The 14,620-nt window shown below is 37.5% G+C and carries 10 protein-coding genes and 1 pseudogene; 7 read left to right on the plus strand and 4 right to left on the minus strand.

Features of this window, described 5'->3' with window-relative positions:
• Nucleotides 1–78: 78 nt before the first annotated feature.
• Nucleotides 79–1,536, plus strand: a complete 1,458-nt coding sequence (locus AAOP42_RS15700; RefSeq protein ID WP_349529491.1) for a S1C family serine protease — start codon at nucleotides 79–81, stop codon at nucleotides 1,534–1,536.
• A gap of 232 nt (nucleotides 1,537–1,768) precedes the next feature.
• Here AAOP42_RS15700 and dnaA read toward each other — a convergent pair whose 3' ends face one another.
• Entirely contained in the window at nucleotides 1,769–3,184 is a 1,416-nt protein-coding gene (gene dnaA, locus AAOP42_RS15705; RefSeq protein ID WP_349529492.1) for a chromosomal replication initiator protein DnaA, read from the minus strand.
• Nucleotides 3,185–3,750: 566 nt separating this feature from the next.
• Here dnaA and AAOP42_RS15710 point away from each other — a divergent pair.
• A pseudogene (locus tag AAOP42_RS15710) lies at nucleotides 3,751–4,533 on the plus strand (methylmalonyl-CoA mutase family protein); the annotation flags it as partial.
• Nucleotides 4,513–6,702 (plus strand): methylmalonyl-CoA mutase, encoded by a 2,190-nt coding sequence (gene scpA / locus AAOP42_RS15715; protein WP_502947669.1) that lies wholly within the window; start codon nucleotides 4,513–4,515, stop codon nucleotides 6,700–6,702. The pseudogene AAOP42_RS15710 and the gene scpA, both read left to right, overlap by 21 nt.
• A gap of 11 nt (nucleotides 6,703–6,713) precedes the next feature.
• Here scpA and AAOP42_RS15720 read toward each other — a convergent pair whose 3' ends face one another.
• From AAOP42_RS15720 to AAOP42_RS15730, 3 genes are read right to left on the minus strand one after another with little or no spacing between them, the layout of a single operon-like run.
• A complete protein-coding gene (locus AAOP42_RS15720) occupies nucleotides 6,714–7,766 on the minus strand; it encodes a vWA domain-containing protein (RefSeq protein WP_349529493.1) in 1,053 nt (350 codons plus the stop codon).
• The gene (locus tag AAOP42_RS15725) at nucleotides 7,759–8,649 is read right to left on the minus strand and encodes a hypothetical protein (protein WP_349529494.1); all 891 of its coding nucleotides are present in this window, start codon (nucleotides 8,647–8,649) and stop codon (nucleotides 7,759–7,761) included. The genes AAOP42_RS15720 and AAOP42_RS15725 overlap by 8 nt, the downstream gene beginning before the upstream one ends.
• Nucleotides 8,642–9,520 carry a DUF58 domain-containing protein gene (locus AAOP42_RS15730; protein ID WP_349529495.1) on the minus strand — a complete coding sequence of 293 codons (879 nt, stop codon included), beginning with the start codon at nucleotides 9,518–9,520 and terminating at the stop codon, nucleotides 8,642–8,644. Before AAOP42_RS15730 ends, AAOP42_RS15725 begins: the two co-directional genes overlap by 8 nt.
• A gap of 107 nt (nucleotides 9,521–9,627) precedes the next feature.
• Between AAOP42_RS15730 and AAOP42_RS15735 the strand changes: the two genes are divergently transcribed.
• Genes AAOP42_RS15735 through AAOP42_RS15750 form a run of 4 tightly spaced genes read left to right on the plus strand, consistent with a single transcriptional unit; the run spans nucleotide 9,628 to nucleotide 14,546 of the window.
• Nucleotides 9,628–10,008 carry a DUF4296 domain-containing protein gene (locus AAOP42_RS15735; protein ID WP_349529496.1) on the plus strand — a complete coding sequence of 127 codons (381 nt, stop codon included), beginning with the start codon at nucleotides 9,628–9,630 and terminating at the stop codon, nucleotides 10,006–10,008.
• 11 nt (nucleotides 10,009–10,019) lie between these two features.
• Nucleotides 10,020–11,912, plus strand: a complete 1,893-nt coding sequence (locus tag AAOP42_RS15740; RefSeq protein ID WP_349529497.1) for a DUF4153 domain-containing protein — start codon at nucleotides 10,020–10,022, stop codon at nucleotides 11,910–11,912.
• 12 nt (nucleotides 11,913–11,924) lie between these two features.
• Nucleotides 11,925–14,312: an endonuclease MutS2 gene (locus AAOP42_RS15745; RefSeq protein ID WP_349529498.1), complete on the plus strand. Its 2,388-nt coding sequence runs from the start codon at nucleotides 11,925–11,927 to the stop codon at nucleotides 14,310–14,312.
• Nucleotides 14,313–14,318: 6 nt separating this feature from the next.
• Nucleotides 14,319–14,546, plus strand: a complete 228-nt coding sequence (locus AAOP42_RS15750; RefSeq protein ID WP_349529499.1) for a cytochrome b5 domain-containing protein — start codon at nucleotides 14,319–14,321, stop codon at nucleotides 14,544–14,546.
• Nucleotides 14,547–14,620 lie beyond the last annotated feature (74 nt).

Below are 14,620 nucleotides of genomic sequence, written 5' to 3' on the forward strand. Positions count from 1 at the left end.
TTCAATACTTATTTTAGAATTGATTGTTTGAGACAAGATTCTCTTTCGATTCAACTTTTACATAACAAAACAGAAGAGATGAATTTAGTTAAAACCGTTGTTGTAGCATTGATAGCTGGAAGTGTCGGAGTGTTTGGTGCGTTGAGCTATGTAGATAGAAATATGGAATTGAACCAATCTAAAGAGGTTCATCAAGTGCTTTATGAAGGCAATTCTGTAGATATGGGAATTCCATCAAAGGTTAACAATACGGTGCAAAGAAAGATTGACCCCAGTGTCGAGGGAGGATTTGTAGAAGCTTCAAAACTGAGTACTCCATCAGTGGTTTTTATCAAAAACGTGAGCAATGTGAGGTATAGCTCAGGGCACTGGATGGATTGGTTTTTCGAGCCAAGAACCTCACAGCAGGTAAGCACCGGTTCGGGGGTTTTTTATTCCAAAGATGGATACATCATTACCAACAACCATGTGATAGAAGATGCTGATGAAATTGAAGTGATCCACAACAAGCGAACTTATAATGCTGAGTTGATTGGTACCGATCCATCCACGGATTTGGCTGTGATCAAGCTTGAGGGCAATGATTTCCCTTTAATTAACCTGGGTAGTTCAGAAGGTGTGCAGGTTGGAGAATGGGTTTTGGCAGTTGGAAATCCTTTCAACCTGACTTCCACGGTTACGGCCGGTATCGTTTCGGCTAAAGGAAGGAACATCAACATCCTCAGAGATAAATTTCCAATAGAATCTTTCATACAAACAGATGCGGCTATTAATCCTGGAAATAGTGGAGGGGCACTGGTCAATGTCAAAGGGGAATTGATTGGAATAAATACCGCAATACTGTCAAGAACCGGGTCTTATGCCGGCTATGGTTTTGCAATCCCAGTTGATATAGTAAAAAAAGTGGCATCAGATTTAATCAATTATGGTGAGGTTCAAAAGGTGTTTTTGGGAGCGGAGTATATTGATATAGATAGCAAAATTGCTCAGGAACTAGAGGTTGAAGGGTTGAATGGGGTGATCATTACTCATGTACAGGATAATTGGGCTTCTGATAAAGCAGGATTGAAAAAAGGGGATATTATTTTGGCTATCAATGATAAAGTGATAGAAGGGAAAAGTGATTTGGAAGAAAGATTAGGCTATTTGTACCCGGGCGATGAAATGGTTCTTAAAATTAAAAGGGGTGACAAGGCTATGGTTAAGAATGTGATCTTAACCAATAGAGAAGGTACCACTGAAGTGATCAAAAAAGTGATTTATAAGTCTGAATCGTTAAAAGTCACCTTTGAAAAGGTGTCTAAAGTAGAGCAAAATTTATTGGGTATTGAAGGAGGGGTGAAGGTCGTAGAAATTGGTGCTGGTTTCTTCAGCAAGTTGGATATTCCCCAATCATTCATCATTACTGAAATTAACAATACACCGATAGAGTCACCTGAAAAATTGGAAGATATACTGGTAAAGATCAGAGGCAGGGTAATTATTTCCGGTATCAACAGTAGAGGGAAGAAAGTGTATTACCCTTATATGTTTTAGGAATTAGCTTGGCTAGTCCGTTAAAAACGAAAAGAGGCTGTTTCAAAAGTTAAATAATTCCCATATTCCTGACTGTCGTCAGACAGGTATTCTGGAATCAGTCCTAGAAACAGCTATTGCTGCGTTTCCAAAGGGATACCGGAACAACTTGCCTAACGGCAGTCAGGAGTCCGGCAACTGCTTAACCCTTTTGAAACAGCTTCTTTTTGTTTTCTTAAAATTTGATTGAAAATCAAATAGCTTTCATACTGAATTTTTTCTTCAGTTCATTTACTGATGACCTGAATCTTGCATCTGTATCAAGCATATCACTTACAGATTGTAATGCATGTATAACAGTACTGTGATCTCTTCCTCCAAAGTGGCTTCCAATACTTTTCAATGAGTGATTGGTGTAGTCTTTGGTAAAATACATAGCCAATTGCCTCGCAATCACAATTTCCTTCTTTCTTGTTTTGGCTTTCAATTCGTCTGTGGGTACGTTGAAATATTCAGAGACTGTTTTTTGTATGTAATCTATCCCGACCTCTGATTCTATATTTTTCACTATTGACTTCAGGGTTTGCTTAGCCAATTCCAAATCAATTGGAGTTTTATTAAGTGATGAATGAGCCACAAGTGAAATCAGTACTCCTTCTAATTCCCGAATGTTGGTATCAACACTATAAGCCAAATATTCCAAAACCTTGTCTTCAATTTTCAATCCGTCATCCTGAAGCTTCTTTTGTATGATGGCAAGCCTGGTTTCAAAGTCAGGTTGTTGCAAATCTGCGGTCAGTCCCCATTTGAATCGGGAAACTAAACGCTCCTGCAAGCCTTTCAGTTCAGTAGGAGGGCAGTCAGAAGTCATCACTATTTGCTTTCCGTTTTGATGCAGGTGATTGAATATATGGAAAAATATTTCCTGAGTTTTTACTTTATCTTTAAAGAACTGCACATCGTCAATGATCAGAGTATCAGCATTGAGGTAGAAGTTTGTAAATTCCTGAAGGTTGTTGTTTTTCAAAGATTCTATAAACTGATTGGCAAACTTTTCAGAAGCCACATATAAAACAAAACTACCAGGCGTGGTTTCTTTAATCTTGTTGCCAATTGCCTGAACCAAATGTGTTTTTCCGAGACCAACACCTCCATAAATCATGAGAGGGTTGAATGATGTTACTCCGGGCTTGGTAGCTACCGCATAACCAGCCGACCTGCCCAGCCTGTTGCAGTCTCCTTCTATATAGGTATCAAATGTATATTCAATATTGAGGTTGGAGTCCTGATAGTGGTTATCTACCTCTGGAAGTGAAAAAGGGCTCTTATATGGTTCTCTGGCACCTCCGTAGTTTTGTCCAACTTTAGAATGACTGTTTTTTTGCGCCAAATTGACCGTGTATGGCTTATTGGCATGATTTCCATTGTCAACAATTACAGAATACTCTAGTTTGCCATTTGGGCCTATGGTAAGTTTAATTGATTCTTTAAGTATATTAACATAATTATCTTCTAACCACTCATAAAAGAACTGAGTAGGAACCTGTATGGTTAATACACTATTTTCAAATTTTATTGGAATAATGGGCTTAAACCACGTTTTATAGCTTTGTTCAGGAATTTTCCCCTCAATAAAAGACAAACAGGTATCCCATATTTTGTTATGCATTGGAGATTATTAAATTGGTGGTTTAAAATCTTTAACGGATGATTAATTCCATAGCGGACATCAAAATTGTAGAAAAAAAAAGTAAGAAAAAAATCATTTTCGTATTGACTTTTTATAATCCACTAAAAAGGCTTCATAGGTCATTTTTTATTTTAAAATTCTTTAAAAAATACAATTTTAAAATTTGAGTCGTATTTTTTTAATACTAATAAAATGAAACCATAGATGGAAGCATATAAAATTTGAAATGGCTATTTTTACAAGAAGAGAAGATATAATTTATGCTTAACAAGGAGTTCGGTTTCGATGAGTTTAAAGAGGTTTCTTTTTCCGAATGGAGAAAAAATATTGAGAAAGATTTGAAAGACAAACCTATTGGTACTTTGAATTGGCATATTGGAAGCGAAATTGAAATTCCTATCATACATCATAAGAATTCCCGAAGCGAATTGGTAAGCAAAAATAGCGAGTTGTTGTTTTCCTCACCGACTTGTCTGAATCTTGTTCACCAGGCCAATGATAATAAGTCTATTCTTGATGTGCTGAAAAATGGTGCTGATGGAGTAATGTTAACGGCTGACAATAGCTTTTCATTTAATGAAGTTTTGTCTGGTGTATATCCTGATTGTTGTCACCTTAGTTTTAGAACAAGTGATTTACCTGAATTTTATAAAAACTATTTTGCATGGTTGCTTCAGCATCAATTTGATCCTACTCTTGTTTCAGGATATTTATTTAGAAATTCTTACTCTCATAGTCTGAATCATAAGTTAGACATTTATGCTGATTTACTGACATCCAAGGATAAAATCCCGAAGCTTAAGTCATTTGCAATTGAGATTGATGATGCTACCATTTCCACTAGAATTTCACCAGAAGAAGAACTCGCTCAGTTATGCTCTCAAATGGTCTTGCATGTTGATGGACTGTTGCAGAGGTCTTGTGATATAGAAGATGTTGTGAGTAATTTGTTTTTTGCTATTACAATAGGAGATAGCTTCTATGTAGAAATTACAAAAATAAAGGCACTAAAATTTTTGGTAGATGTCATTCTAAGTCAATATGGATACCTGCCGGGCAAAATGGATATTCCTATTCACGTCAATACTAAGCCAAAAGCGGAAGATGATATGATTGGCAATAGTGCCCAGGTAATGGCTGCAGTCTTGGGAGGAGTGGATTCTGTTTGTGCCAATACTACTGAAACGAATAGAATGCAAAGCCGAGTTGCCAAAAACGTATTGAGCATACTCAAAGAAGAATCTTATATTACTAAAACCTCAAACCCCATTGAAGGTTCGTATTTTATTGAGGACTTAATTGAAAGAATGGTCAGAGCTGGTTGGGCCTCTTTTTTGAAAACTCAGAATTCAGTAACATTCCAAAGAGATTTTTCAATAGTCGATTTAGATTCCTTTTCATTCAATCAAAAAAAAGAAACTGTAATTGGTAAACCGTGGCTATCTCCGGAAGGAATCGCAGTTAAAAAGAAATTTAAAAAAGAAGATTTGGCTGATGCAAGGCATCTTGGTTTTGTTTCAGGTGTCCCTCCTTATGTGAGAGGGCCTTATAGTACCATGTATGCTTCCCGGCCATGGACAATTCGACAATATGCAGGTTTCTCTACAGCAGAAGAATCTAATGCATTCTATCGAAGGAATCTTGCAGGAGGACAGAAGGGGCTATCTGTCGCTTTTGATTTGCCCACTCATAGAGGTTATGATTCGGATCATCCAAGGGTTTTTGGTGATGTGGGAAAAGCTGGTGTGGCTATTGATTCTGTCTTGGATATGAAAATCCTGTTCGATCAGATTCCACTGGATCAAATGTCTGTGTCTATGACGATGAATGGTGCAGTGATACCCATTTTGGCTTTTTATATAGTAGCTGCAGAGGAACAAGGAGTAGATATCAGTAAATTGAACGGGACGATTCAAAATGACATCCTGAAGGAATTTATGGTGCGCAATACCTTTATTTATCCACCCAAACCATCCATGAGGATAATATCAGACATCTTTAAATATACCTCTGAAAAGATGCCAAAATTCAATTCTATCAGCATTAGCGGCTATCATATGCACGAAGCAGGAGCTACAGCCGATTTGGAACTGGCTTTTACTTTGGCTGACGGATTGGAATATCTGAAAACCGGAACAGATGCGGGAATAGGAGTAGATGATTTAGCCCCCAGATTGTCTTTTTTCTGGGCCATTGGTATGAATCATTTTATGGAGATAGCTAAAATGCGTGCCGGACGTTTGGTTTGGGCGAAAATTGTCAAATCGTTTGATCCTAAGAATCCAAAATCTATGGCTTTGAGGACGCATTGTCAGACGAGTGGATGGAGTTTGACTGCTCAGGATCCTTATAATAACGTTACCCGAACGACTATCGAAGCAATGGCAGCAATATTGGGAGGTACACAATCTTTGCATACCAACGCACTGGATGAAGCGATTGCCTTGCCTACCGATTACTCAGCAAAAATTGCCAGAGACACACAACTTTACCTCAAAGATAAAGCGGATTTGACTAAAATAGTCGATCCCTGGGGTGGATCATATTATCTGGAATATCTAACTGACCAGTTGGCAAGAAAAGCATGGTCAACAATTGTGGAAATAGAAAAAATGGGTGGTATGGCCAAAGCAATTGAGTCTGGAATGCCTAAGCTGAAGATTGAGGAAGCAGCTGTGAGAAAGCAGGCAAGAATAGATTCAGGGAGAGAGGTGATCGTTGGAGTGAATAAATACACAACAGATGAAGAGACGGAAATTGATCTGTTGGATGTGGATAACACCTCTGTAAAGGAAACTCAATTTGCAAGACTGAATGAATTGAAAACGAGCAGGGATAATGAAGCGGTTGAAAGTGCGTTGAATGCTCTTACCAATTGTGCTGAAAGTGGAGAAGGTAATTTATTAGAACTTGCTGTTGTGGCAGCAAGAAACAGAGCCACTTTAGGTGAAATTTCAATGGCTATGGAAAAAATATTTGGACGTCATTCTCCAATAATTAATTCCGTGAGTGGTGTTTATTCTTCTGAAACAAGTAAAAGTGAAGAGTCAATGGAAATACAGGAACTGGTAAAAAAAATAGAAGCTTTGGATGGCAGGCGTCCGAGGATTTTGGTTGCTAAAATGGGGCAGGATGGTCATGACAGAGGAGCAAAAATAGTGGCGACCAGTTTTGCTGATTTGGGTTTTGATGTGGATATAGGGCCACTATTTCAAACTCCGAAAGAAGTAGCTGTGCAGGCTGCTGAAAATGATGTTCACATTATTGGTATATCCAGTCTGGCTGCCGGACATAAAACATTGATTCCTCAAATGATGGAAGAACTGCATAAAATTGGAGCTGAGGATATAATGGTTATTGTTGGAGGGGTAATCCCTCCTAAAGATTTTGACTTTTTATATAAAAATGGTGTATCAGGTATATTTGGTCCGGGTACCCGAATTGCTGATGCAGCTAAAGATATACTTACCAAAATGGTTGAAAAATTAGAAGGCTAAAGTCAGTGTATTTAATCCAGTAGGATGTTACTGATAAAAGTGGATTTTAAAAACAACCAAAAAAGAAGCAAGACTATAGCCCATTTCAAATAAACAGGATAAAAATCAGTAGTGTCTTTAAACCTGTTTTCTTTGATTTCAGCTTTTTCATATTTATCAATCAATGCAAACACGCTTTCCAGAGCACTGTTGTCAGATACCCTATAAAATTCTCCTTCACCAATTTCAGCGATCTTTCTCAGTGTAGTTTCATTGAGTGTGTTTTCAATATATCTTGGACGGCCAAAAAAGTCTTTACCATAGGGTACTCGTCCCTCTTTTCCTATGGCGATAGTGTAAATTTTGATATTATAGGCATTCGCCAGTTCGGCAGCAGTTATTGGATCTATATTGCCGGCAGTATTGTCTCCATCGCTTATCAGTATCAATACTTTAGATTTGGATTCCGATTCTCTCATCCTGTTTGTACCCACAGCCAGTGCACTTCCAATAGCCGTACCGCCTTTTTCTATCAGATCGAATGAGATGTCGTCAATGTAGGTGTTCAATAAATCATAATCCGTTGTGAGGGGAGACCTTGAATAGGCTTCTCCCGAAAAGACCACTAAGCCGATCCGATCCTGAAACCTGCCACTGATAAATTTTCTAGCTACGTCTTTAGCCGCTTCCAGTCTGTTTGGTCTGAAATCTTCAATCTTCATGGACTCAGATATGTCTATGACCATCATAATATCAATCCCCTCTGTCCACTGTTCTACTTTCTCATTGGTCTTTTGTGGCCTGGCCAGAGCTACTATTACCAATAGAATAACCAATGAAATGATAATTCTGGGAATAAACCTTAGCAATGAATATGCACTCCACTTGATGTCTTTACTCGACAGGGCTATAAATAATTTTTGTTTTGACTTAATGTAAAACAGCCACCGAAGTAAAAAAACGATTGGAATAGCAAAAATCAGGTAGAAAAAAATCTCGTTTTCCCATTGAAAATTTTGCAGGGTTACTGGTTTGAACCATTTCAACGATACCCAGTTGTCCACATTGCCAAGTTGCTCACCCATTTGTCACCTCCTTAATTCTAAGTTTATACCTTTCCAGTGTGAAATCTTCCAAAGTTTCAAAATTCTTATGGATTTGTTCATCATCAAACTGACCATAAATCGACCGGTCAATATTCCTCAACACGTCTTTCAACGTTTGATCGTATCCGGAATTTAAAATTTCTCTTGTTGTATATTTTGTGAATGGTTTGTCTTCTAATTTCTCCATGTATTTTTTCCATACAATCAGAACTTCTTCCAGCAGACCTGTATTGTGGTCTTTCTTCACCCGGCCAATGCCTTTTTCAAATGATCTGGAAAATTTTTCATATTCTTTTCGCAATCGGTATAGTCTGATTTTTCTCTTGATGGTTTTTCCAAAAGAAAAATAACCGATGATCATTAATACTACAAAAATTCCTATTCCAATCCCTAGATATGGGTAATTGAATGCCAAGGGTACTTTATGAAAAGCTGTATTTTCTTTGAATACCAAAGAGTCAGGGACTTGCGTAACCATTTCTACAAGAAAAATGGAATCTTTTGCTGGTAGCACGGGAATGCTGTCCTTACCATGCAACATAAATACGGGAAGTTGCAGGTACTGAACTTTGTCTATTTCGAATGACGACAAGGAATAGATTACACTGTCATACGAATAGGTACTGTCTTCTCTTGTTGGAAAATATCTTTTGGAATAAAACTCAAAAGGGGCATAGTTGTAAGAAGAATCCGGAAATATTACTTCCGAATTTTTCGGATATTGAATGGATAAAGAATATTCAGATTCTTCACCGATCTTCATACTATCAGCAAGGAAATAACCTCTTGGAGTAATTTCCTGAGCTGAACTGATAAAATAAAATAATAGGAATGAAATACTTAAAAATGATTTTTTACCCACTTTTCCTCGATTTGTTTCTCACTTTAAATAATCTAATCAATTTGGAGACATAGTCTTCGTCTGTCCTCACATGCAAATAATTGGCACCATTTTTCAGGCAAAATTTCTTCAACTCGTCCTTATTGTCTTTGTAGGTACGGTCAACCATTTTTCTAAAAGCCGGAGAAGATGTATTCATCCAAAGCGTTTTGTTCGACTCTTTGTCTTCTAATGGGATAATGCCTAATTTGGGGAATGTAGTTTCACGAACATCCGAAATGTGAATGACCACCAAATCATGCAGTTTGGCCAGGGCTTTCATATCATGTTGGTAATCCTCATCTATAAAATCCGATACTACTATGATTATACTTTTTCGTTTTAGCAGGTTTAGGGTGTAGCGGAAAGCCATAGAAAGGTTGGTCCCCGTGGAGGAAGGAACAAGGCTAAAGATGTTAGAAACTATTTGGTAAGACTGTTTAATGCCTTTTCCCGGTTTTATATATTTTTCTTTCTCATCCGAAAAACAAATCAATCCGGACTGACTGCCTTCTTTTATAGCCGACATGGCCAGTAGCGCACAAATTTCTTTACCAATATCAATTTTCTGACTTCCCTTAGCACCTATTTCCTGAGAGGCACTCACATCTAAGATAAAAAACACATTTTGTTCTTTCTCTTCCTTAAAAGTCTTAACGAACGTTCCATGTCCCTTAGCGGTCACGTTCCAGTCGATTGCCCTTACGTCATCACCGTATTGATACCCTCGTACATCGTCAAACTCTAAGCCCGATCCTTTAAAAATAGAATGGTAATCTCCCTGCATTTGAGAATTCAATGCTTTGCGGATGCGTATTTCGTATTTTCTAAGTTTTTTGAGAATCTCCTTCATTCCACCTAATTTTGAGGTACATTGATCCGTTGGTAATTTATGCCAATTATGCTACCCCTTTTTATTTTGGGGCTTAAAATTAATTCATTCTTAAGCAATTTTCATTTGTGAAAAACATTTTTTTGGTAATACTTATATTAATGGCTACCTCATGTACTAAATCAGATAAAAAGCCTGAAAATCTGCTTTCGAGAGAGAAAATGGTAAGCATTCTGATTGATGTTCATATTTTGGAAAGTGAAATACAGACACTTCGGCTGAGTAAGGATTCTTCTCAATTGTTGTTCAATACATTTGAAAGAGAACTTTTTGAAAAACATCAGGTTAAAAAAGAAGTATATAAGAAAAGTTTTGAATACTATCTTGAAGGTGTGAAAGAAATGGAGAAGATATATGAAGTAGTAATTGACAGTTTGAATTACAGAGAAAAGTCTGCTGACGCCAAACCTAAGTCTGATAGTTTGAAGACAAACAATATACTTCACTAAGCTAATATCAAATGTTGTTTAAACTCCCATCTGTTGACTATCTGATTACACAATCCAAAGCATCTTTGCAGCGGTTTCCTTTGATTATCGTTTCAGCGGTGGTTGCTTCAGTGTTGTCGATTTTTCTGGTCGAAATTCAGGATGATGTGGTCAATAGAATGCCATACATCAATTCTTTGTTGTCAACTGCTCTGGGTATTCCTTTATTCTATTGTTTGAAAACAGTTATAGAAAGAAAAGAGATAACCGGAATAAAGCTGGCAGGAGTAAATATGATAGGGGTGTTGGCACTTGTCCTGGTGTATTTTTCACTTCCGGGAACGGATTCTACTACCAATATTTCATTGCCTTACATTCGCTATGCTGTTTTTAATATCAGTATTCATCTTATGGTTTCATTTGCACCATTTTTATCTCATGGTGAGCTCAATGGATTTTGGCAATACAACAAAAATCTGTTTTTAAGATTTTGTCAATCGGTGTTATACTCAGGGTTTCTCTATTTAGGATTGGTGCTTGCATTGAGTTCTTTGCATTTATTGTTTGATGTAAAAATCAAAGGAGAATTGTATTTTGAACTTTTTATAGTTGTTATTGGTATTTTCAATACATGGTTTTTTGTTTCTGGGGTACCGAAAAACACTTCTGAATTGGATGGTATTGAGGATTATCCAAAAGGGCTGAAAATATTCACTCAATATGTATTGATTCCACTGCTGGTGTTGTATTTGGTCATTTTGTTTAGCTACGTAGTAAAAATATTGGTGCTATGGGATTGGCCAAGGGGCATAGTGTCTTACTTGATTTTATGTGTAGCCATGTTGGGTATTTTCACCCTACTTCTCATTCATCCTTTTGGAAGCCAACAGGAGAGTACATGGATTAAAAATATATCAAGATTTTACTACTATCTTTTACTTCCTCTGATCATTTTGCTCTTCATAGCCATAGGGATGCGTATTGAGGATTATGGTGTTACTGTCAATCGATACATCATAGTTATGATGGGAATTTGGTTGGCTTTTATTTGCTTGTATTTCATTGCCGGGAGAAAAAATATAAAAGCCATTCCGGTTTCACTGTCTCTGATTATTTTGCTCTGCTCTTTTGGTCCATGGTCTATGTTTTCAGTAAGTGAAAAGAGCCAGGTGAATCGATTGGAGGAAATTTTGAAAGATGGAGGTTTGCTGAATTCCGGAAAAATTAAAAATGAAGCATTGTGTGAAGTAGATACAGCAGGTAAGTATTCCTTTAAAAACAAAGAGATGAATGAAGGGGTGCTGTCTGATTCTTTACACAATGAGGTGAAATCGATTCTTGATTATTTAGATCGTCATCATGGGTTTGATGACATTGACTCTTGGCATACACAGAATGTTGATTCATTAATTCAGGCCATATTCAAAGAGAAGGGACGGTGGACAAATATTAATGAATCTGAATTATACATGAATATTTTAGGATTGAGGTACCATCATATTTATGATAAAGGAGACAATAAGCACTTTAATTTCACCTCTAAAAATCAAAATGAAGCTCAATCCGTTGGAAAATACAGCTATTTCATCCCATTAAACATATACCGCAACAATCAGGAACAGTATGTTAAATCATATCAGTTTGATTCTAAAGAATTAGAATTGACCTATACTAGCAATACATTGTCTTTGTCTGTTGGTGGTTATGGAGATCTGAGTTTTGATATCGGAGATTTGTACGGGTTGGTACAAAATGCTTCGAATAAGACTTTAGTAGAAGAATCTTTTATGACGATTGAGGCTTCTAATGGCATGTTGGAAGCAAAATTAAAAGTAAATCATTTTTCAGGAAGTGAAGAGCAAGGTTCAGCGAAAGTCAATTCAATTAACGGATATTTGTTTTTGAGATTACTGGATCAGCAATAAAAGAAAAACTTATTGAAATCATACCCGCAAAATATAGAAGTCAAGCTTGGTTTTGACAAAATAAAAGAAGAGCTTAAATCACTTTGTCTTAGTACATTAGGTGAGAAATATGTCAATGTATTGTCGCCTCAATACAAGGTTTATGCTATCCAAAAGCTACTTACACAAACCAATGAGTTTAGAAAAATAATATCTGCTGGTTATTCTTTTCCTCAAAACAACTACATAGATATAAGGGCTGCCCTCAAAAAATCTGAAGTCAGAGGTACATTTCTAGAGGAAGAAGAATTATTTGAAATCAAGCTTTCTTTGAACACCATTTTAGGGATTCTGATTTTCTTAAAAGACAAGGAAGAAGAATATCCTGAGTTGGCGGCTTTATGCCTAAATATAGAATTGGATGAATCTCTTGCTAAAGAATTGGAAGCTAAAATAGATGACAAGGGAGTTCTCAGAGACAATGCAAGTCGGGAATTGGTAAGGGTAAGAACTGATATAGCTAAAAGTCAGGTCAGGGCAAGAACTACCATAAATAAAGTAATGAAACAGGCAGGGGCTAATGGCTATTGCCCCGAAGGCGCCAGTATCACAGTGAGAGAAGGCAGGATGGTAATCCCGGTTTTGGCTGAGCACAAGAGGCATCTCAATGGTTTTGTACATGATGAGTCTTCTACAGGGCAAACTGTGTATATGGAACCTGCCGAAGTGTTGGAAATCAACAATGAACTTCGTGAATTGAAATATGCAGAACGAAGGGAAATTATCAGAATCCTGACTGAATTAACTGATCGGGTTAGAGGGAGTTTAGTGCCTCTTGAGTCGGCTGTTCACTTTTTGGGAATTATAGATTTTATCAGGGCAAAGGCTGGGTTTGCTATAAAATATGAAGGGATTTGTCCTGAACTTTCTTCTAAACCTGTATTAAACTGGATCAACGCAAGGCATCCGGTACTAGAAATGGCTTTGAAGGAGCAGGGCAAAAGTATTGTCCCGTTAAATATACAAATTAATCATCAACAAAGAATACTACTGATTTCAGGGCCCAATGCGGGAGGTAAATCTGTTTGCCTCAAAACCATAGGCATATTGCAATATATGGTGCAGTGTGGATTGCCTGTGCCTGTCGCTGAAAACTCTAAGTTTGGAGTATTTAGCAGTCTGTATATGGATATTGGAGATGAGCAGTCTATTGAAAACGACCTAAGTACCTACAGTTCGCATCTTAAGAACATGAAGTTCTTTTTGGACAACTCAGATAAAAACACCTTGTTTCTGATAGATGAATTTGGTACGGGAACAGAACCTCAGTTTGGTGGTGCCATAGCTGAAGTCATTCTCCATGAACTAAACAGGAAAGGAGCTTTTGGAGCCATTACCACTCATTATGGTAATTTGAAGAAGGCGGCAGATAAATTGGATGGCGTAGTGAATGGTGCTATGAAATATGACATCAAAAAGCTGGAACCATTATATGCTCTTGAAATTGGTAATCCTGGTAGCTCATTTGCACTGGAGATAGCAGGTAAGATTGGGTTGAACCGGGAAATGCTCGGTAGAGCTAAAAAACTTGCAGGCGTATCGCATGTTCAGTTTGATCGTATGATCAACGAACTGGAAGTGGAAAAGGCAGAGATCAAAAAAATGCGCAAAGAGATTGAGCAGAAAGACAGGCGGTTGAGTGATGCAATCAAAGATTATGAGGAGTTGAAATCTTTCATGGAAGAGGAAAAACCTAAGATTATACAACAGGCCAGATCGGAAGCAGCAAGAATAATAAAAGAATCCAATAAGCAGGTAGAAGAAACAATCAGGGAAATAAAGAAATCGGATGCGGACAAAAGAAGAACGCAGGAAGCTCGTCAGCGGTTAAAAGAAATGGAATCTAAGGTGGCTGAGCCAGATAAATGGCCTACCAAAACAACAGAGCCTAAAGTAGAAATTTATGCTATAGGAGATAAAGTGAGGATTAAGGATGGAGAGACTATTGGAGAGATTCTCTCTATTCGAGGTAAAAAAGCCGAATTGGCCATTGGGTCAATCAAAAGTCTGGTTGCTTTGAAAGATTTGTCCAAACTTTCTAATACACAATACAAGAGCCTTTCCAATGAAAGGGTTAGAAAAATATCAGGTATTGATGTAAATGCTAAAATGACATCTTTTAGCCCTAATCTTGATATCAGAGGGGTAAGAGCCGAAGAAGCCATGGTCAAAGTGGAGTCATTTTTAGATGAGGCACTGTTGCTGGGTTATGAAGAAATCAAAGTACTGCATGGAAAAGGGCATGGTGTGCTCAGGGACATAGTAAGAACTGTTTTGAGAGGAAACCACAGGGTAGGGGTAGTAAAGGATGAACATATCGAATTTGGCGGAAGTGGGATTACGGTAGTAGAATTAAAATAGGTGGAGTTGAATACATATACCCGCCAGCAATTGGCATTGAGAAACGGACAAGACAAACCTGAGATTTGGGTGGCATATCAGGGTAAAATATACGATGTATCTGATTCCAGGCTCTGGAGAAACGGCAAACATTACGAACACTGGGCAGGGCAGGATTTGACGGGCGAACTACCGGACGCACCACATACGGAAAAGGTATTTGATAAGTTTAAGGTAATTGGGGAGTTGCATTGACGCCTGTAAACATTTATATGTTTTGAAAAATGTAAAAAAATGATCAATCACACTATAAATCGTTGATTGCTTCT

The organism is Reichenbachiella sp. MALMAid0571 (assembly GCF_040151475.1).
In the GTDB taxonomy this organism is placed as follows: domain Bacteria; phylum Bacteroidota; class Bacteroidia; order Cytophagales; family Cyclobacteriaceae; genus CAXBNB01.